Here is a 19,421-nt window from a genome sequence, read left to right on the forward strand (position 1 = left end):
AATGCCTATTAATATATCCGTTATTGCACTATTCAAAACGTTGACTATAAAAAAACTTTTCCGTTTTTGGCTATGTCTAGCTCTATCAGTCGTTAGCTACAACAGCGTTGGTCAAACAAATGAGGGGTTAAAGGCCCTGCTGGACGAGGTTCAAAATAGCATCGCTACAGACACGAAAACAGATAGTGATCGGCTGCGGGCATTCACAAAAAATCAGCGCGATCAGGCCCGACTGCTGAAGGAGGCTCAAGACCGACTTAAAAAAGCTGAGCTGATGCAGACCTTCTTAAAAGACAGGTTTGACCAGAATGAAGATTTCATCGCTGAAAAAAACGAACGTCTAATCACCCGCAGCGGCCAACTGGGCGAAGTTTTCGGTGTAGTGAAACAGCAAGCACAGGACTTTAGTGGCATTTTACAAGACTCATTGACTAGCATTGAATTTCCGAACCGGATCTCGGCCCTTGAGTTTGCAGATCAAAAGCGAATACCGACCCTGAACGAGCTGAAAACACTCTGGTTTCTCTTGCAACAGGAAATGACAGCAAGTGCTGATATTAAAGTCATCAGGGGCAATATCACGCTGACCAATGGCCAGCACAAGGAAAGTGAGATACTGCGAATTGGCGCTTTTGGTGCAATCACACCACAAGGCGAGTATTTGCAATATCTACCCAACGACCAGCGCATGAGAGTTTTACCTCGACAGCCAGCGCTATCAATTCAGCGGCAAGCAGCAGATTTTTTTGCCGGCCAGGGTGAGAGTTTAGTCATTGATCCTAGCCGAGGTAATTTGCTGGAACTGCTGGGGAGAACTCCAACGTTAAAAGAGAGAGTTCAACAGGGTGGCTTGGTTGGCTACATCATTATTGGGCTGGGTATGCTGGGTGCGCTGGCTGCACTCTGGCGGCTAACCGCCACGCTAATCGCTGGCACCAGCGTTAACAAACAGCTTAGACAGATAGAACAACCTTCAAGTAACAACCCACTTGGCAGGATATTGCTTGCGGCATCAGCAACAAACCCGAACACCAGCGACGCAGGCCAGCCACCCCAAGACACTCAAAACGAAAGAGAAATTCGTATAGACGAAGCGCTCTTAAAAGAGGCTCCCAAGCTTGAGCGAGGTTTAACACTTCTTAAGTTAATCGCCGCAATAGCGCCATTATTAGGCCTATTGGGAACCGTGACTGGCATGATCGGCACATTCCAGAGTATTACGCTGTTCGGCACCGGAGACCCTAAAATGATGGCAGGAGGAATATCACAAGCACTAATGACAACCGTATTAGGGCTCTGTGTTGCCATCCCACTATTATTCAGCCACAGCTTTATTTCAGCCAAAACCAGAACCCTGCTTCAACTACTACAGCAGAAGTCCCTGGCACTGACCATTGACCGGAATAGCGCAATCAATAAAAACGCAGATATTCGCTTGGATAACCGGTCGGCAGGTCTTTCAGATGCCGCTTGATTTCACCTCATTTATGCCATCGCTGAGTGCATTTTTTCACGCAGGTGGGCCTGTACTGCTGTTGCTGGTTGGTAGCGCATTAGTTCTCTGGAGCTTATTGCTTGAACGTTTGTGGTTCCGTTTTAGAACCTTTCCAAAGCTAAAACAGGCATGCATATCGACCCCTGTGCGCAGTCAGCAATTGCTTAAGTGCTGTGATTTGCAGCTGAGTATTATTGCAACATTGCCCGTTATCAAAACGCTGGTGGCGCTTTGCCCACTCATTGGCCTGCTCGGCACCGTCACCGGCATGATCCACCTTTTCGATATTATGGCGTTAAAAGGCACGGCTAACCCACGGTTAATGGCCTCCGGCGTTGCACAAGCCACACTCCCAACCATGGCAGGTATGGTGTTAGCCGTCTCTGGGCTAATGTGTTATGTCTGGCTTAATCGCTGGAGCCAATTGCAGCTAAACGCACTGAATTTACTGAGGAGTCAATCGTGAGAAGCCGACTTAATCTCGATTTATCAGAAAATGATAACGAAATCGATATGACCCCAATGCTCGACATTGTCTTTATCATGTTGATTTTCTTTATTGTTTCAAGCAGTTTCATACGCGAAGCCGGGGTTGATATTAACCGCCCGACCGCAAATACCGCAGAACAAAAAGAGAGCGCGGGGATTATGATCGCCATTACCCCCGAAGGGCAAATCTGGCTTGATCAAAAGCAAACCGACATCAGAATGATTCGACCCACGCTGGAAAAGCTCAAAGTAGAGCAGCCCGATGTGGCCGTCATGATACAAGCAGATCGAAATGCCAGAACCGGCACTCTGGTTAAAGTGATGGATCAGGTCAAGCTATCGGGTATCGAGCAGGTCGCAGTCGCTACCAAAAATGGAGCCGGATAACATGAGACAGCTCTGGTTTCTGCCCCTTTCAGCCTTAGTGGTTTTTATGCTGTTTTCATTTATGGCTCAGCTGGCAGGCTTTGGCCTAACTCACGAATATAGCCGCCAAGAGTCTTTGAGTATCGATATAGGGCGCATGCGGTTTGATACCGATCTTAACATTCGCGAACGGCTGCGCCCGCCACCTCCTCTTTTGGAGTCCCAATCAACGCCGGAGCCAAAGGTCGCAACACCGAAACAAGCGGTGGCCGCTGGCATGCCCGATATATCCCCCTCGGTTGCTCCTCTCGACCTTGATATAAAGATGAATATCGGAGCGGATTTAAGCAAAATCGCGATCTCCGACCTACAGCTATCCGATAGCCTTGAGCTTAATTTGACGCAAGCTCCCATTACCAGAATTAACCCAATGTACCCACGCAGAGCATTGCAACGGGGCATCGAAGGCGAAGTTACTGCTGAGTTTACGGTTGACCCGGAAGGACAGGTGGTACCTGATTCCTTCAAAATTATCGACGCAACCCCTCCGGGAGTTTTTGATAACGTGGTCAAGCGCGCCATTCTCAGGTGGAAATTTAATCCTTTCGTTAAAAATGGCAAAAGCCAGCCATTTAGAACCCGTCAAAAACTCTCCTTCAAGATGCAGTCATGAACAACCCGAGAACCTATCTTTCTACACAAACAAACCCTTCACGCAGGCACGCCAACCCTATACAGGTGACATTCAGCCTGCTAGTCATACTCAATATACTGGTGCTGCTCATCCACAGTGACCTTGCCAATGCTGGTAACCGGCAACGGCTTTCTCCTAATGTTCAAAAACTGCTGTTTCAGGCTCAGCAAGTATTTACAACCACCCCGAAATCACAACAGGCGCCCGCCCCGTCAAGCCCGTTGTCTCCGGAACAGCTCGCCAAGCAATCCATAGCGGCCATTAACGAGTTACAAGCCCTAGAGCTAAATGACTACGAACAGGCACTGTTTTATAAAGTCAGAGGCGGCATTGCGTTACATCAATCTGACTACAAAAGCGCGCTGGTTTATTTTGAAAAAGCATGGAACGCCGATATTTTCGAACCACCAGAGCAGCTAAAACTACAGCACATGCTGGCCCAACTCGCCTTCAACCAGGAACAATGGAAAAAGGCGATCAACCTAATGAGCAACTGGGTAGAGCTCACCATTCAAGCCGCCAATCCACTCCATGATACGGGACATAGAAATACAGGCCACAAGACAAAATCGAGCAATACAGACAAGGGAAACAAACAACGGGCTAGTGTATCAACGGATGACTATCTGGTTCTTGCACAAAGCTACGCAAAACTTGAGCAATGGGCTGATGTTCTCCCTCCACTGAACGAGGCGATTAAACTTAAAAACCCAGCACCTGAAAGCTGGTATCAACTCGCGCTAGCAAGCCACCAACAGCTAAAGCAGGATAACCAATCCATCAAACTCTTAAAACAAATACTAACGATTTACCCCAAGATGCAATATTGGGAGCAGTTGGCCGCAATCTACCATAGAAGAGAGCAATTCGGCCTCGCCCTGAGTGCTTTACGTTCAGCCCAGTTGGGTGGATATATGAAAAAGGAACGTCACTATGTATGGCTGGCCCAGCTCGCAATGAGACAGAACACCCCTCTTCGGGGCGCAGAGGCATTAAGCGCGGCAATGAAAAATGGACAAGTCAAAAAGAACAGCACTAACTTGCAGTTACTGGCTAATGGCTGGTTGCTGGCGCGGCATTATAAGGAGGCCCGTGCAACACTGACTCAACTATTAGATGTTGACCCTGAAAATAAACAAGCCCTAAAAATGCGGCAACAGACTGCTCAATATATTAATCGTCAATAGTAGCCTCCGTAAAAGCCATTTCTTATCGTAGCAATCATAGTTATTTAACCACTCTTGATGAATATCAAGTAAATATAAATGAGAACAATTATCATTTGCGTTTACTTGATATTCACTTGAGCAGGGTCAGAATTATGAGGACAAAAAGCAACGGAATAAACTCTATTTTGTTATTCATGCTATCCACAGGACACCTATACGCAAATGAGCAGATGACAGAAGACAGCGTCAATCTATCTCCCTTAGTTATCCAAGGGGACAAAAGCCCTGGCTCAACCACTAAGACCACTCTAAAAAACAATCTATACAATGTTCCCGGTGGAACCAATTTGGTTGACTTGAATGACTTATCAACCAGCAAATCAACGCTTAGCGATGTTCTTAAGAACGAGCCAGGCGTTATTATGCAAGAGTTTTTTGGAGGAAATGACCAACCTAGATTGAACATCCGAGGCTCAGGAATTCAAGACAATCCGGTTAATCGCGGCGTACAGCTGCTATCAAGCGGCTTGCCTCTAAACCAATCCGATGGTTCTTTTATTATTGGTCTTCTTGCGCCACAGCAAATGCGTTATATTTCTGTATACCGAGGTGCTAATGCTCTCCAGTATGGCGGCGCAGCGCTAGGTGGCGCCATTAATATGGTTCCTAGAACAGCCCTTAACAGCAACAATTTTATCCAGGCAGAAGGTGGCTCTAACAGCCAATTTAACGGAAATTTTGGCTTTGGCCACAAAAACGAACTTTGGGATTATTACATCAGCGGTGGGCGAGCCCAGTCTGATGGATTTCGTAACCACAGTGAAGGCGAACGAACTGACTTGGCGTTTAATGTTGGCTATCAAATTAATGAGAATATAGAAAATAGAACTTATTTTAACTATGCCGACAATTACTTCCAAATTCCATTCGTAGTTCAAAAAGGCATCGCAACTGAACACCCTGAAGCCGTTATAGGTGATGGCTATGCTTCCAACTATGCCCCTCCCTCTGGTCTGCCAGCTCCCGCAGTCAACCATCCAACCTTTGGGTGGAATGCGCGAGGGGGCTGGGATGGTGTTTTTAACGTCTACAAGCGTAAGCCTCATAGAGACACGCAGCAACTTCGATTAGCAAATACCACAAGTATAAGCTTTGACCATACCGATCACGAGCTGGGTGTTTTTGCTGAAACGGTAGACGACGTATTTACCGACCCATTGTCTCATGCAGTGGTTGAATCAAACAATCTAGGGGTTCGCTACGCCTTTAATACATCAGGTAACCTGATTACACCACAAGACGACCTGCTCATTTCGTTAACCGCCAACCAGGGAGACATGCCAACTGAGTACTGGGTTAATAACCCAGAAGATGGAACGCGTTTATTTCAGTTCGCAGATTTGGATATGGATGCAAACAATATTGCATTAAATATGCAATATAAAGCTAGAGTTCACGACCAAGTACAGTTAATTACAGGGCTTCAATGGTTGCATAACGAACGGGATATAAAGGGAAAAGCATCTACTCCCCCATCTCAAGGATTTGATAAAACAGTTGCCAATGTCAATCAGGATCTGTCATTCGATGCATTCAACCCTAAAATTGGTTTGATTTATGAAGCAGATGAATCTGTGCGTTTCTTTACTAACCTGAGTCGTAGCATGGAAGCACCGACATTTAACCACCTCGTTACCCGAATGGTTGGGCCTCTTATTGTGCCGGGTGAAACCAGTCCGCCTTCGCCGCCGTTTACTGATGCCGAAATAGCATCAGGCGCTGCTTTAAAAGACCTAAAAGCACAAACGGCCTGGACACTTGAGTTAGGTACTCAAGGTGATTGGAACGATACATCGTGGCAAATGACGTACTACCACTCAAAGGTGGAAGATGAGCTGATAACGCTGGTAACGGGGTTTGCCGTGAACGCAGAAACTCTCAATTACACCGATGGTACAACGCATCAAGGAGTCGAGCTAGGCTTCAATACCCTTCTTGGAAACAACTTGCTGCTGGGCGGGGACCGCTTAAACACTAATATTATCTACAACTACAGCCACTTTACCTTTGATGGCGGCATTTATAGTGGCAACCAAATAGCGGGAATTCCTGAACACCTTGGGTATGTTGAGTTAGCTTACCAACCAAACAATAAGATTCTTATCGCGCCAAATGTCAGATGGCAACCATCAGATACCTATGTTGATCATTCCAATACGCAAGTTCAGGACGCATTTATGTTGCTAGGAATAAAAGCATCTTACAAAGCAACAGAGTCATTCCGACTCTACGCTGATTTGGATAATATTAACGACGAAACTTACCAGACATCTTATGTGATACGGGGCATTTCAGATGCCAATCAGCCTACGTTTCTTCCTGGCCAGGGCCTTAGCTTTTCTTTAGGGGCAACGTATTCATGGTAACTAACAGCTTAGTTTGGTTAAAAATAGCATGTATAACAGTTCTGCTATTCATGTTCTCTTTAGCTAATGCGGTTGAGAAGCGGCAACAAATAACGCTGGCGGGCCCTATGGCCAGCGTTTCCAACCCACTGATGCGCATGGTGTCCTCAGGGGCACTGACTGATATTACAGACAGTCTCAAGTTTGAACTCTGGAGAACGCCAGACCAAATGCGAGCAATGTCTCTGAATGGTAACGTAGATTTCATAGCAACCCCAACTAATGTTGCGGCTAATCTTTACAATCGTGGTGCCGATATTCGCTTACTTAATGTATCCGTCTGGGGGATACTTTGGATGGTTTCAAGAGATAACAGCCTTAAAACCATCGCCGACTTTAAAGACAAAGAAATTGCTATGCCATTTAGGGGCGACATGCCAGATATTATCTTTTCAACATTGGCTAAATCTTCAGGGCTCAACCCCAAGACCGATTTCAATTTACGCTATGTTGCGAGCCCGTTAGACGCAATGCAACTATTAATAATGCGTCGGGTTGATCACGCGTTACTAGCCGAACCTGCTATATCAATGGCCTTACGCAAAACTCAGTCTTTTCCGGTGAAAATGATTGCCCCTGACCTCTATAGAAGTGCCAATCTGCAAGATGAATGGGGGCGGCTACTAAAGCGACAAAGTAGTATCCCTCAAGCAGGCATGGCGGTTCTCAATAGCGCTCTTTCAAGCCATGAGATTAAGCGATTTAATGATGAGTATCGAAAAGCTACACAGTGGTGCATCGACAACCCGGATGAAGCGGGGCAATTAATTGGGAAAACAGTCAAAATGTTAACACCGGAAGCAATCTCAGACTCCATTAAAGTGAGCCAAATACGCGTCGTTTCTGCTACCGAAGCAAAATCTGACTTAGAGCATTTCTTTTCTATGTTACACCAGGAAACCCCCGCCCTTATTGGCGGGACGCTACCTAGCAACTCGTTTTACTATACAGAATGAACGCCCTCCTTAATATTCTAAAAAACTTCCCTCGCTATCTCTGGGGCGGCTGGGGAGCCATTGCCAGCATCTGCATCTTTATTGCGTTTTGGGAGTACGGGTACCAAACCTATGGAAGCCTGATTCTCCCCTCTCCTCAAGTCGCCTTTTCTACATTATGGCAGTTATTACAAGATGGCGATTTGCAGACAGAGTTATTGATCTCATTAAAAAGAGCCATGTGGGGCTTTCTCATATCGGTGGCATTGGGGACAACATTAGGTTTATTAGCCGGCCTATTTGCGACCGCATCAATGATGAGTCGTCCTCTCGTAACTATCTTAATGGGAATGCCACCGATAGCGTGGATTGTACTTGCTATGATGTGGTTCGGTATGACTGATATGACGGTGGTATTTACCATCGTGATAGCATCTTTTCCAATGGTGTTTGTAGGTGCCCTTCAAGGCACCAGAACACTTGAAAATGATCTAAACACGATGAGTAACATATTTAAAGTTCCTTTGAGAATGAAAGTAGTTGATATCTATTTTCCGCATATTTTTTCCTATGTTTTCCCCGCATGGAGCGTCTCACTAGGCACCTGCTGGAAAGTCGTGGTAATGGCCGAACTGCTCGCTAGTAATAGTGGCATTGGCGCTGCGTTAGCCATTAGCCGCTCACAACTCGACACCGCAACTGCACTCGCCTTGGTCACGATCATGGTTGCGTCTCTATTATTAATTGAATACCTGTTAATGGAGCCCATCAAGCGGGAGGTCGAACAGTGGCGCAATTAACCCAAACAAGCAGTCTACAGGTCAGCCACCTTAATCACCGTTTTGGCCCTGCAGAAATACTACGCGATATCAATTTTAGCGTGAAAAAAGGGCAAGTCGTGTCTGTTGTCGGCCCTAGCGGAGGGGGTAAAACCACGCTTTTACACTTGTGTGCAAGACTACTGGATGTGCTGGATGGGGAAATCATAAACACATTCGAAAGTTTTTCTTTTGCCTTTCAAGATGCTCGATTACTACCCTGGCAAACTACCCTGGATAACATAGCCTTTGGGCTGAAAGCAAAAGGTGTTAAAAAAGCCCAGCGGCATGCTCAAGCAAAAGACATTGCTTTACGCTTTGGTTTAGATGAAATAGATTTTAATAAATTCCCTAAAGACTTAAGCGGCGGCATGCGCCAACGAGTTGCCTTTGCTCGCGCACTAGTCGTTCAACCTGAGCTATTATATCTGGATGAACCTTTTTCAGCGTTGGATATAGGCTTAAAACAAGAGCTGCAAAGCATTTTAGTAGAGCTCGTTAACCTTCAAAATTTATCAATCTTGTTTATCACCCACGACCTTATGGAGGCCGTTAGGTTAAGCCATGAAATTTTACTCCTTGATATTGACCCTGGGCGAATAGTCGAAAGCTTTACACTTAACAAGCCGCTACCAGAACGGGACGACCAGTTTGTTTATCAGGAAACCGCAAGGCTGCTAGCACATCCCAAAATAAGGCAAACCTTTGAATTAAACCTGAGGGCTAAATAGTGGCAGCCACTCCAAAGACATTAAACCCACCGCTGTCGCACACTTTACTTGCTTATGGGTTCCGTCCATTTTTTTTATTATTATCTGGTTATATTGTTCTCACTGCCCTGCTTTGGGGAGTGCATTGGGGGGGCTTTATCACCCTGAGTTTTACTGGCAACATCATTGAATGGCATATATACGAAATGCTGTTTGGTCTGGCAGGAGCCGGAATTGCAGGGTTTCTACTGACCGCACTACCAGAGTTTTTTGAGCGAACCACTCCCATAACAGACAGCCCCTTAATGTGGGCAATTATTCTGTGGGCCGTTGGGCGACTTAGCTTCTGGATGATCGACCTGCTTGGCCCACTCATCGTCAGCATAGTCAATTTATCTTTTTGGTTGTGGCTACTTTTTCAAGTCATCAAGCCAGTGCTTTCAGACCCGCAAAAGAGGCATTCAGCTCTAGCGTTTTCAATCATGCTATTAACAACGATTCAGGTCGTCTTTTTTATATCAAAAATTGGCTCATTACGCCTATTAACGGGAGTCACAGCTGACTCTATTGCCGTTCTAAAACTAGCTGTAGGGGCGTTTATGATACTGATTCTCTCAGTCTTGCAGCGCGTTAATACCGGTGTGATCAATAGCTTATTGGAGCAACATGAGATAAACGAATTATTTATATCCCGCCCTCCCAGGTATTATTTAGCTATTTTTACCCTGCTACTATTTACGACAGCTGAATTTTTGATACCTGAGAATCATATTCTGGCTTGGTTAGCATTTGCTGTTTCGGCTGCAATACTCAATATCCTAAATGACTTCTTTATTAAAGACGTCCGATTGTTCACTATTCCACTGGTTTGGCCGTTAGCCTCTATTCTTCTGCTAATGGCCTTTGGTTATGGTTTTATGGCGGTTAATTATTTAGATGATAGTTTCTACGGAATAAACCATTTCAGGCACATCTTAACCACTGGCGCACTCGGGCTTGCTTACATAATGATAATGACCATTGTCTCCACCGTACATACGGGCAGAATATTACAGGCTAGCAAATGGTTAAATGTAACGGTCATTTTCATCATTATTGCCAGCGTGCTTAGATCCTCTATAGCATTTTTGCCTCACTACGCGCCTTTGTTATATGCTAGCTCTTCGTTTTTGTGGGCTGGAGCATTTGTGGTTTATCTGGTTAGGTTTTACTCCATTCTTATGAATCCAAGAGTCGACGGTTTGCCAGGATAAATCCTATTTCTCGGCATATTAATAGAGAGTTTTGCACGACTACTGCGCTTACAAATTCATCGTTAAAAAATGGCTCAAAATGGTGCGCTCTCCTGGGTCGACCGGGACTTATTACACATAAACTGCGCTTTTTCGTCATTTTTGCCTTGTCTTTGCTTCGCTCATAACATCGTGCAAAGCTCTCTAATAAGCAAATTGTCACAACAAATTTGCCACACGCTCCCCTACTCCCTCAGCACAATAATCGTTTAATCTCTTAATATTTTATTGCGAATAATTATCATTTGCATAAAATATAAGATTTAGCTTAGAGAAAGCCGTTATGTGCGCCCCTTCAAACAGCAAGACATCGAGCCTTCGTTCAAGTCATTTAACCCGAAAAAAGCTATGGCATCTTGATAAGGCCTATCACTGCAGCATTATTGGAACGTGCCTTTCACTGGCAGAGCTAAAGCAAATCACAAAAAAATACCAAATTACGACAGATGGTAAAATGACTGATTATAAGTTGCACAGCATTTTTGTTAACTCAGTCAGTGCCGCCAGTGACCCAATTCGCTATATTCAAAAGTTTCTCGATAAAAAATATAGCTCGCAAATAAAGCGTTACGCTAAAGCAAGATCACTTGAAGAGTTTGAACAACTCTGGAGTGAAGCCCTTGAAAGTGGGGATGTTGCAGGTGCCTTTTGGGCCATTGTCACTAACCCGCATATAGACAACAACCTGCTGCAACGAGTAACAGGTGAAGTGCATATGTTATCTCACATATCGGGCGCATCAACGCGAAACGACATAAAAGTTGTGGGAAAACTGCGAGCACAAAAACAAATGGCCAATGAAGCTCATTCAAAAACCACCTCTTCCATGGCCGCTCAATTGCGGCAAAAAGAGTCTGACATTAGAAGTTTAAATAAAGAGATACGATACTACAAAGCTCAAATGAAAGCGCTAGAGATAGAAAAACAGAAATTGGACATTATAGAAAAAGAGGGAGGACTCGCGCAGCTCAAAAACCTTGGTAAACAGCTTGAGGTAACCGCTTTAAGAGCACAACAAGCTGAACAGCATTCAAGCGGCTTGGAGATAAAACTTAAACAGTTCGCTCAAAATAACGAACATCTACAACAAGAACTGGTTATACACCGAGCCGAGAAACAAGCTGTAGAATCAACACTCAACAGGCTGTTGAGCGACCACTGCAATAAGAGTTGCGAGCTTTCAGAAACAGAAGAGTGCCCACTTAGAAACCTAACTGGCTTAAATATTCTTTATGTAGGGGGGCGAGCCAGTCAATGCTCTTTTTTTAGAGCGTTAGTAGAGCAATGTCATGGTGCGTTTCTTTATCACGATGGAGGAAAAGAAGAAAGTCAATCAAAGCTCAATTCATTGCTGGCTCAAGCAGATGCGGTTCTCTGCCCAACTGACTGTGTTAGCCACGACGCATACTATAGAGTGAAAAGGCACTGTGAGAGTCAAACGAAGCAACTTATCATGATCCCACACGCAAGCCTATCATCATTTACAAAAGGATTAGAGGAAGTAATGATTTAGCGTTACGAATAACGCCTGATCTGTGTGACTCACTACAACATATAAGGTTACGAGAGTAAGCCAGTTAGACCAGGTTCACGCTTACAAGTCTCGTGTTTCTTTACCGTTAGGCATCAACGACCAGGAAGACTGATAAAACTGACCACTCCAGTCTTCGATCGTTATCCACAACTCCGCAGAGTCTTTTAGGCTTTCCGGGATTTTCAGATTTGCATGCTGCATCCCCAATGGGCCATGAATGACATCACCTGGCGCTCGAGTTGTTCTAGGCTTACCAACCCTTGCATACATAAACTTAATTTGAGAGGCGTCTCCGGCTTCAATAGTCGCATTTAGCGTTGTTCTCCGACCAGCTCGAATCGGAGGCAGGTCTTTCTCTAATAAACCTGCTACCGCATTAAATGATAACGTCCAAGGCCCTATTGCCTGTTTCTGATAGACAAAACCTGACCCGACCGTCCCTTGACTTCCCAGCGTGTAAGCAATGCCACACCCTGCTAGAATTCCAGCAACAAAAAGCACATTCACATACTTAAAACCCGACATAGAGCCGCCCCACGGACGTAAAATCAACCAAAGCTTCTTAAGTTTTCTACCATATGAGGGTTGAGGTAAGTTTTTATTACGCGCCTTAAAAGTTCGCTTATAATAAATCATCACGCCTGAAATCGACATTCCGGTTAATGCAAAACCAAATAAAAACCAAATCAGTTTAACCAATAGGTCTGCCACACCACTGTTAGCCCAACTGCCGTAGTGTAAAGGTCTCATAGCGGCATCAAATCTTTGCATACCATTCCAATCAGAAGCAGGTCTGTTTTCGACGACCTTCCCCGTATAAGGATTAACATAAATTACACTATTTGTGCGGCTCACCAAAAAGTCACCATAGCTCCCTCTCACTTTGTAGAGTAAGCCATTATGATCCGGTGGGTTCAACATATGAATTTCAAAATCCGGATGTTCTGTTTTTACAGCCGTCACAACATCCTCAGCAGATGCTCGTATAGGCGTATTTGGACCCAGCCGACTTAAGTCTCCATGATCTACTACAGGCTCCGTCAAGTAAGATGGCGTTAATTTCGGCACCCCAAAGTACCGCTCAAGAGGATTCTGATAAAACCACCATGAACCAGACACTCCGATAATGAGCACAAACCATAAACTCCATAACCCCACCAGTTTGTGCAAATCACTCAAGTACACTCTAGGCCCTCTTTTCCAGCGAGGAAGTTGAAAGAAGCCTCGCCAAAAATACCGATAACTTATTAACCCTGTAATTAAACTAACCAGGCAAAACACCCCAAAAGCATTAACCAAGCTTCGGCCTATGACAGGCAGATAAAGAGACGCGTGTAAAAAAGATATAAAGTTACCAACACTCAGTAGCGGCGTATCCCCTTTCACCTCTCCTGTATAAGGGTCAATCCATGCGTTACGAAAGCCTCCATCCGGCAGCGTCAACATGGCACTAGCTGCGGTATGCGTACGGTCATTGGCAGTATTAAAGGCAGACAAGCCAATCTTGGGATAGGCCTCCTTTATTTTGTCAAACAGCAAACCTTCATTCAGTCTATCGCCAACAGGCGTTACCCGAATCTCATCGTAAATAAGCCAATCAATTTCCTCAGCTATAACCGCTAAAGTCCCCGATAAGAGCACTACGGTTAAAAGAAGCATTAATTTAAGTCCAAAAAAACCATGAATGAAATGGGCTATCCGGCGGGCATTATATTTTTTTGAGAGCATATCGATTGAGGCATCTTGTAGAAAATAGAACGTTCAAAATGAATTTAATTATGAATACTAATGCGCATGATAACCATTACCATTATCATTTACAATTAAGAGACCTTCCGAACACCATAAATACAGATAAAAAAGTAACGGGCTAGAAATACCGGCTATTGTCCTCCGGAGCCAAATGTAACAATTGTAAAAACCCTGTATTTTAACACTCACACAAATGACAATGATTATCATTACCATTAATTAATAATATACAGAGGTTGTAGTAATGCCCCAGTTAACACGTTTCACTCATAAACACAGGCTTAGTCTTCTGGCGGTATCAATAGCCAGTGCAATAAGTACACAGGCCATAGCTCAGGAAGCTGATACCAAACAAACTGCGACTCCTGAAGCGACAGAAGACGTTCGCAACACTGACATGATAGTGATTAAAGGTCAGGCTACTGGCGGTATCGACAACCTGATAACGTCAGAAGACCTTGAAAAAACAACCGCATCTAGCTTAGGCGAAATATTTGAACTAGACCCTCAAGTGAATGCAGGCGGTGCAGTAGGCCTTGGTCAGAAACTTTATCTTCGTAATATTGGGGAAAATGAATTAAATATTTCCGTTGATGGGGCAGAACAAGCCGGTGCGGCGTTCCACCACGCAGGTCGCGTTGCCATAGAACCTGAATTATTAAAACAAGTTGAAATTGAAGCAGGCCCAGGTAGCGCAGCAGCTGGCTTCGGTGCTTTAGGTGGTTCGATTCGCTTTGTCACTAAAGACCCAAGTGACCTATTAAATGCCGGTGAGCAAGCGGGCGGTTTGGTCAAAGGTACTTACTACAGCAACGGTGAAGGTTATAGAGTATCAACAACCGCTTTTGCCCGCGATGAGTCTGATACTGTTAGTGTTTTGGCGAGTGTTATAGGTGCTGATTCTGACTACCTGGAAGATGGTAACGGTGATGACATTCTCGGTACCAATAGCGAAAATCTAAATGGCTACGTAAAACTGGTTGCTAACTTGACCGAAGAGCAGAAGCTAACTGTAAGCTATGAAAGGCTTAAGGAAGAAGGCGATTTGCCTTTCCGCCCCGAGTGGATCGTGACCCCAGGCACAAGCTATGAGACGCCTACGGAAGTAACCCGGGATACCGCTATCCTTAATTATGAATTTGATTCTGTTAATAATGATTATATTGATGTGATGTTCAATATTTATAACACGAATAACGAACAGCAACGTACCAGTACAGGTAGGTTTTCCAACATAGATCGTGAGGCTGTAGAAAGCCATGGTTTGACACTTCAAAATACCAGTTTGGTTGCTAGTCATGAGTTAATTTACGGCATCAACTACCGTGATGACGAAAGTAGTTATGCGGGTTTGCTTGACAGTACCTTTAATGGCAAAGAAACCGGTGAAGCCAGAGGTGTTTATCTTCAGGATGTTATCACCGTAACAAATCAACTGACGCTTTCAGCAGGTGCTCGTTATGATAAGTATGAAGTCGATGAAGAGGCCGCTACCAAAAACCTTGAAGATAGCGCTGTAAGCCCGAATATCAGTGCAAACTACGATATCACATCAGACTTTAGTATCAGTGCTGGCTATGCTCAAGCCTTTCGTGGACCTACTGTTAGAGATGGTTCTTTAGTCTACGCAGCAAACGGTAACGTTAGAGACCCGGACTTAAAAGGTGAAACATCTAAAAACTATGAACTAGGGTTTGATTATAGCAATCAGAACTTTGGATTATCTGGTGGTGTTTACTCCCTAACCATTGAAGATGCGGTTCTAACTAAAGGTTATACAAACGCCGATGATGATATCGAAACGACGGGGTTCTATATTAAGGCTGATTATGTTTGGAACAACCTAACAGCTGCACTTAGCTTTATAAGCGCAGATACTGAAATTGATGGTCAAGATGCTTTCCGCTACATAACGGGTTCAACAGCTACTTCAATGGGTAACAAGTTAGTAACTGATATCTCTTATGATATTAATAATGACTTGCTCGTTGGCTGGGTAGCTGAATTCGTTCAAGGTATTGATATTTCCGTTAATGACACATGGAATGACCCTCGCTACCCTATTTCTGACTTTAGAAAGGCAGGATATGGTGTACATGATATCTATGCTCGCTGGCTACCAACCTCAAATGAAGATATTACGCTAACACTCACTATTAAGAATATCTTTGATAAACAGTACCTTGATCATGCAAGCAGTGAAGACCTTACAGGCTCACCCGGTTATGAAAGCATTGCTGGTCAGCCCGAACCTGGGCGAGATATTCGCTTAACCGCTGCATGGCGCATCTAACGCTTTAGTTTGGAGTTGCTTTTGGAGTGGTGCGTACTTCCTTTCGCTATCATTCCGAAAGCGCTCTTTTACTTATTCTGAAGTCTAATTAAACAGGTTGTTACCGATAGCAGTGCGGCCTTCATAGAGCTGTAAATTAATGTATCCAGTATTTAGGTGCTTGACCAAGTCACTATTGTTATTTATTACGTTCTCTGTTTTTAGTGGTATTAGTTTAGCAGAGGCATCTCGTACCGTAGTCGATTTGACCGGACGTGAGGTGACTATTCCTGTCAATGTAGCGCGGGTTATTTTAGGTGAAAGCCGCTACATCCCTGCATTAGCTATTGTTGAAGAAGATCCGATTTCGAAAATCGTCGGCATGCTGGCAGACCTTAAATTAACGGCGCCCGGTACTTACCGGCAGTTTAAAAAAAAATTTCCTGAGATTGAAAATATTCCCCTGATTGGTCATACCTCTGCAGACTCTTTTAGTGTCGAGCAGGTATTAACCCTTAGAGCAGACGTTGCTATTTTTGGCTTGGAAGGCCATGGCCCCACCGCGAGGCATGCACACGTAGTAACACAATTGGAACAAGCAGGCGTTGCCGTCGTTTTTCTTGATTTTCGTAAAAAACCGCTGGAAAACACCCCAAAAAGTATTGCACTGCTAGGTAAAATTTTTGGACAAGAACAGCGAGCAGAAGCATTTAATCAATTCTACCGTGAACAATTACAGCGTGTGACTGATGGCTTGTCGCAACGAAACAGCTCACTAACGCCTACCAGCGTATTTATTCATAGCCGGGTAGGCTTACTGGATATGTGCTGCGAAACAATGGTGCGAGGAATGATGGCAGACTTTTCTGATTATGTGGGCGCCAATAACGTGGCTAAAAACATCGTACCTGGGGCTGCCGGAGTTATAAACCTGGAACACTTGTTAACATTTCAACCGCAAGCCTACATAGCAACCGCTGTAGGTTCGAAAGACACTTGGACAGCGGGGAATACCTCCCACGCAGATAACATTCCACCTTATATTGTATTAGGAGCCGACATATCTGAAGATGTGGCTAGAGCGTCATTTCATAACGCTCTGTCTGCATCCAATACACGCGGTGTAAAACAGCTGGAAGCAGTTAAACAAGGACGAGCCTACGCTATCTGGCATCATTTCTATAACACACCTCTTAATGTAGTTGCTGCTCAGGTATTTGCTAAGTGGTTATATCCAAAGACGTTTCAGGAACTAGACCCACACGCTACTTTAAATGAGTTATATGAGCGTTTTCAGCCATTCCCGGCACAAGGAACCTATTGGGTGATGCTGAATAAGGGTTCCTTAAGGTCTGAGACCACATCAACCACTCAGCCGGACAAGGCGATGAGTCAACCATGACAAAAAATGTCTAATGGTCAGCGCCAAATGATTGGGCTAGCACAAGCACTGGCGCGCCAATCGAAACTATTATTACTTGATGAACCAGCGAGTGCATTAGACCTTGACTGACAATTGAATGCTCTGGAAACTATTCGTGATGAAACGACTCAGAGGCGAACGACTGCTTTGGTGGCCAGCCATGACCGCAATAACTGACCTTGATTACTCCCTTATATGACCGTGGCAGTCAGAGACCGTTATTGCTAACGTTCCTATAATACGTGCCCTGCTGATCAAGCGACTTGTGTACACATATTTAGTAAATTGCAGCTCATCATAGACTTAAAGTCCGTTATTTTGGACGCTGACCCACCAACACCGCCGAAACAGGTTACGGTTAGTTGTGTATCTCTAACTTCCTATGGCTTCCTTCAGACCCCACCGTTGGCCAGTGACGCCCTTGCCATTCAGATTATCTTCCCCTTAGTCAGGGTGATTCCACTTTCTTTCAAGTGGACGGGTTTGCCAGCTTCGCTGGGCAAACAAAAAAGGGCCGAAAAGCCCTTTATTTATATTCGACCATACAGGCCAGGAACTACATCACTGACTGTAGGTAGTTTTGCAAGCCAATCTTGTCGATTAGCCCTAGCTGTTTTTCGAGCCAGTAGGCATGATCTTCTTCTGTATCCTCAAGCTGCTTTACCAGCATCGCTCGGGTTTCATAATCCTGCTCTGTTTCACACAGCGCGATCGCTGCTTTAAGGTTTTTGACCACTGAGTACTCAAGATCAAGATCACTTTGCAGCATTTCAGGAACAGTAGAACCAATATTCAGAGGCTCACGCTTCGTTAAGTTAGGGGTACCCTCCAAAAACAATATTCGCTTTATCATTGCATCTGCATGACCGGTTTCATCTTCCATCTCATGGCCAATGCGCTCATACAGCTTAGATAGCCCCCAGTCATCATACATTCTGGAATGAACAAAATACTGATCCATCGCCGTTAACTCACCGGCTAATAGATCATTCAGTACGTCAATTACTTTACTGCTGCCCTTCATAATTTTACTCCCAAAAAATCAATCGCCGATCATAGACTGAAGATAGTTCTCGATAGTCACCTTATTAATTAGATCAAGTTGTGTTTCAACCCAATCCAGGTGCTCTTCTTCACTATCCAGAATGCCACCCAACAGATCTCTGCTGACATAGTCAGACACAGACTCACAATATTCGATGGCCTCTCGTAAATCCTGCAACGTCACTGTTTGAAGTTTGAGGTCGCACTCGAGGATTTCCTGAGTGTGCTCGCCAATCAATAGCTTGCCCAGTTTTTGCAGGTTTGGAATCCCCTCCAAAAACAAAACCCGCTCGATAAGCTTATCCGCTTGCTTCATATCCTTTATGGACTTTTTGTACTCGTGCTCATCTAGCTCAGCCAGCCCCCAGTGCTTGAACATTCGCGCATGAAGAAAATACTGGTTGATCGCTATCAGCTCGTTACCTAAACACTTGTTAAGTAACTCAATGACTTTTTTATCGCCTTTCATAATGAAAACCTTTTCAAACTAGCGTGAAGAGCCAATGGAGTTAACCATTTACTGTAGTATAGGTTGGATAGTATAGACGATAGGGAGGGAGTGCCAACTATTTTTGGCAATTAGAAGAGGTTGTCCAATAGTAAAAGATAATATGCAACTACATGATTATAAAGATAATCTTAATGCAAGTAATTTAGATTAACAGGCAATCTCTTGAGCCAGGTGAAAATTATTGGATAACTGCAACTGGGAAACGGTATCTTCAACAAGGCTTTTTGCGTAAGAAGCACACTGCCCGCAGCATCCACCTACACCCAGAGCGGCGTGAACATCACGAAATCCGGTAGCGCCTTCATGAACTGCATTTTCAATATCTTTATCAGTAATACCGTTACAGATGCACACCAACATATTTAAAGACCCGTATTAAGTTTCAATAATCATTATTATATGCAAATGAGAACGCTTATCAATTAAATTTTTGTTAATTTTAATGAAAACCT

At 44.4% G+C, this 19,421-nt stretch carries 18 protein-coding genes; 14 read left to right on the forward strand and 4 right to left on the reverse strand.

Features of this window, described 5'->3' with window-relative positions; all coding sequences use genetic code 11:
• Position 1: 1 nt before the first annotated feature.
• The 11 genes from MY523_RS11795 to MY523_RS11845 all read left to right on the forward strand — a co-directional run bounded on the left by MY523_RS11795 (position 2) and on the right by MY523_RS11845 (position 11,946).
• Positions 2-1,474, forward strand: coding sequence for a MotA/TolQ/ExbB proton channel family protein (locus tag MY523_RS11795; RefSeq protein WP_250654902.1), 1,473 nt, complete (start codon positions 2-4; stop codon positions 1,472-1,474).
• On the forward strand, positions 1,464-1,961 hold the full coding sequence (locus MY523_RS11800; RefSeq protein WP_250654903.1) for a MotA/TolQ/ExbB proton channel family protein: 498 nt from the start codon (positions 1,464-1,466) through the stop codon (positions 1,959-1,961). The genes MY523_RS11795 and MY523_RS11800 overlap by 11 nt, the downstream gene beginning before the upstream one ends.
• Complete coding sequence (locus tag MY523_RS11805; protein WP_256470528.1) at positions 1,958-2,371, forward strand: ExbD/TolR family protein; 414 nt, start codon at positions 1,958-1,960, stop codon at positions 2,369-2,371. Before MY523_RS11800 ends, MY523_RS11805 begins: the two co-directional genes overlap by 4 nt.
• Position 2,372: 1 nt before the next feature.
• Complete coding sequence (locus tag MY523_RS11810) at positions 2,373-3,023, forward strand: energy transducer TonB (protein WP_250654904.1); 651 nt, start codon at positions 2,373-2,375, stop codon at positions 3,021-3,023.
• The gene (locus MY523_RS11815) at positions 3,020-4,231 is read left to right on the forward strand and encodes a tetratricopeptide repeat protein (RefSeq protein ID WP_250654905.1); all 1,212 of its coding nucleotides are present in this window, start codon (positions 3,020-3,022) and stop codon (positions 4,229-4,231) included. The genes MY523_RS11810 and MY523_RS11815 overlap by 4 nt, the downstream gene beginning before the upstream one ends.
• A 134-nt stretch (positions 4,232-4,365) precedes the next feature.
• Positions 4,366-6,639: a TonB-dependent receptor family protein gene (locus MY523_RS11820; RefSeq protein ID WP_250654906.1), complete on the forward strand. Its 2,274-nt coding sequence runs from the start codon at positions 4,366-4,368 to the stop codon at positions 6,637-6,639.
• 107 nt (positions 6,640-6,746) lie between these two features.
• Entirely contained in the window at positions 6,747-7,634 is an 888-nt protein-coding gene (locus MY523_RS11825; RefSeq protein ID WP_250654907.1) for an ABC transporter substrate-binding protein, read from the forward strand.
• Complete coding sequence (locus tag MY523_RS11830) at positions 7,631-8,413, forward strand: ABC transporter permease (protein WP_250654908.1); 783 nt, start codon at positions 7,631-7,633, stop codon at positions 8,411-8,413. The genes MY523_RS11825 and MY523_RS11830 overlap by 4 nt, the downstream gene beginning before the upstream one ends.
• Positions 8,401-9,162, forward strand: coding sequence for an ABC transporter ATP-binding protein (locus MY523_RS11835; protein WP_250654909.1), 762 nt, complete (start codon positions 8,401-8,403; stop codon positions 9,160-9,162). Before MY523_RS11830 ends, MY523_RS11835 begins: the two co-directional genes overlap by 13 nt.
• Positions 9,162-10,394: an NnrS family protein gene (locus tag MY523_RS11840; RefSeq protein ID WP_250654910.1), complete on the forward strand. Its 1,233-nt coding sequence runs from the start codon at positions 9,162-9,164 to the stop codon at positions 10,392-10,394. Before MY523_RS11835 ends, MY523_RS11840 begins: the two co-directional genes overlap by 1 nt.
• A 322-nt stretch (positions 10,395-10,716) precedes the next feature.
• A complete protein-coding gene (locus tag MY523_RS11845; RefSeq protein ID WP_250654911.1) occupies positions 10,717-11,946 on the forward strand; it encodes a DUF2325 domain-containing protein in 1,230 nt (409 codons plus the stop codon).
• Between the two features lie 81 nt (positions 11,947-12,027).
• On the opposite strand, the gene MY523_RS11850 is transcribed toward MY523_RS11845, so the two are convergent.
• Positions 12,028-13,695: a PepSY-associated TM helix domain-containing protein gene (locus tag MY523_RS11850; RefSeq protein ID WP_256470529.1), complete on the reverse strand. Its 1,668-nt coding sequence runs from the start codon at positions 13,693-13,695 to the stop codon at positions 12,028-12,030.
• Between the two features lie 268 nt (positions 13,696-13,963).
• Between MY523_RS11850 and MY523_RS11855 the strand changes: the two genes are divergently transcribed.
• From MY523_RS11855 to MY523_RS11865, 3 genes are all read left to right on the forward strand, one after another.
• Entirely contained in the window at positions 13,964-16,012 is a 2,049-nt protein-coding gene (locus MY523_RS11855) for a TonB-dependent receptor domain-containing protein (RefSeq protein WP_250654913.1), read from the forward strand.
• Between the two features lie 160 nt (positions 16,013-16,172).
• The gene (locus tag MY523_RS11860) at positions 16,173-17,393 is read left to right on the forward strand and encodes an ABC transporter substrate-binding protein (RefSeq protein WP_250654914.1); all 1,221 of its coding nucleotides are present in this window, start codon (positions 16,173-16,175) and stop codon (positions 17,391-17,393) included.
• A 6-nt stretch (positions 17,394-17,399) separates the two neighbouring features.
• Positions 17,400-17,504 (forward strand): ATP-binding cassette domain-containing protein, encoded by a 105-nt coding sequence (locus tag MY523_RS11865; RefSeq protein WP_275975310.1) that lies wholly within the window; start codon positions 17,400-17,402, stop codon positions 17,502-17,504.
• A gap of 466 nt (positions 17,505-17,970) precedes the next feature.
• Here MY523_RS11865 and bfr (MY523_RS11870) read toward each other — a convergent pair whose 3' ends face one another.
• The 3 genes from bfr (MY523_RS11870) to MY523_RS11880 form a co-directional block, all read right to left on the reverse strand.
• Complete coding sequence (gene bfr / locus MY523_RS11870; protein ID WP_250654915.1) at positions 17,971-18,438, reverse strand: bacterioferritin; 468 nt, start codon at positions 18,436-18,438, stop codon at positions 17,971-17,973.
• Between the two features lie 18 nt (positions 18,439-18,456).
• Complete coding sequence (bfr, locus tag MY523_RS11875) at positions 18,457-18,927, reverse strand: bacterioferritin (RefSeq protein ID WP_250654916.1); 471 nt, start codon at positions 18,925-18,927, stop codon at positions 18,457-18,459.
• Between the two features lie 189 nt (positions 18,928-19,116).
• The gene (locus MY523_RS11880) at positions 19,117-19,329 is read right to left on the reverse strand and encodes a (2Fe-2S)-binding protein (protein WP_250654917.1); all 213 of its coding nucleotides are present in this window, start codon (positions 19,327-19,329) and stop codon (positions 19,117-19,119) included.
• Positions 19,330-19,421: the final 92 nt, after the last annotated feature.

Origin of the sequence: Alkalimarinus coralli (assembly GCF_023650515.1) — a bacterium.
In the GTDB taxonomy this organism is placed as follows: Bacteria; Pseudomonadota; Gammaproteobacteria; order Pseudomonadales; family Oleiphilaceae; genus Alkalimarinus; species Alkalimarinus coralli.

Excerpts from the sequence above, each read along its gene's own strand:
- MY523_RS11795 (WP_250654902.1), top strand. The coding sequence starts at position 2 with ATGCCTATTAATATATCCGTTATTGCACTATTCAAAACGTTGACTATA.
- MY523_RS11800 (WP_250654903.1), top strand. The coding sequence starts at position 1,464 with ATGCCGCTTGATTTCACCTCATTTATGCCATCGCTGAGTGCATTTTTT.
- MY523_RS11810 (WP_250654904.1), top strand. The coding sequence starts at position 2,373 with ATGAGACAGCTCTGGTTTCTGCCCCTTTCAGCCTTAGTGGTTTTTATG.
- MY523_RS11815 (WP_250654905.1), top strand. The coding sequence starts at position 3,020 with ATGAACAACCCGAGAACCTATCTTTCTACACAAACAAACCCTTCACGC.
- MY523_RS11820 (WP_250654906.1), top strand. The coding sequence starts at position 4,366 with ATGAGGACAAAAAGCAACGGAATAAACTCTATTTTGTTATTCATGCTA.
- MY523_RS11825 (WP_250654907.1), top strand. The coding sequence starts at position 6,747 with ATGGCCAGCGTTTCCAACCCACTGATGCGCATGGTGTCCTCAGGGGCA.
- MY523_RS11830 (WP_250654908.1), top strand. The coding sequence starts at position 7,631 with ATGAACGCCCTCCTTAATATTCTAAAAAACTTCCCTCGCTATCTCTGG.
- MY523_RS11845 (WP_250654911.1), top strand. The coding sequence starts at position 10,717 with ATGTGCGCCCCTTCAAACAGCAAGACATCGAGCCTTCGTTCAAGTCAT.
- MY523_RS11850 (WP_256470529.1), bottom strand. The coding sequence starts at position 13,695 with ATGCTCTCAAAAAAATATAATGCCCGCCGGATAGCCCATTTCATTCAT.
- MY523_RS11855 (WP_250654913.1), top strand. The coding sequence starts at position 13,964 with ATGCCCCAGTTAACACGTTTCACTCATAAACACAGGCTTAGTCTTCTG.
- MY523_RS11865 (WP_275975310.1), top strand. The coding sequence starts at position 17,400 with ATGTCTAATGGTCAGCGCCAAATGATTGGGCTAGCACAAGCACTGGCG.
- bfr (WP_250654915.1), bottom strand. The coding sequence starts at position 18,438 with ATGAAGGGCAGCAGTAAAGTAATTGACGTACTGAATGATCTATTAGCC.
- bfr (WP_250654916.1), bottom strand. The coding sequence starts at position 18,927 with ATGAAAGGCGATAAAAAAGTCATTGAGTTACTTAACAAGTGTTTAGGT.
- MY523_RS11880 (WP_250654917.1), bottom strand. The coding sequence starts at position 19,329 with ATGTTGGTGTGCATCTGTAACGGTATTACTGATAAAGATATTGAAAAT.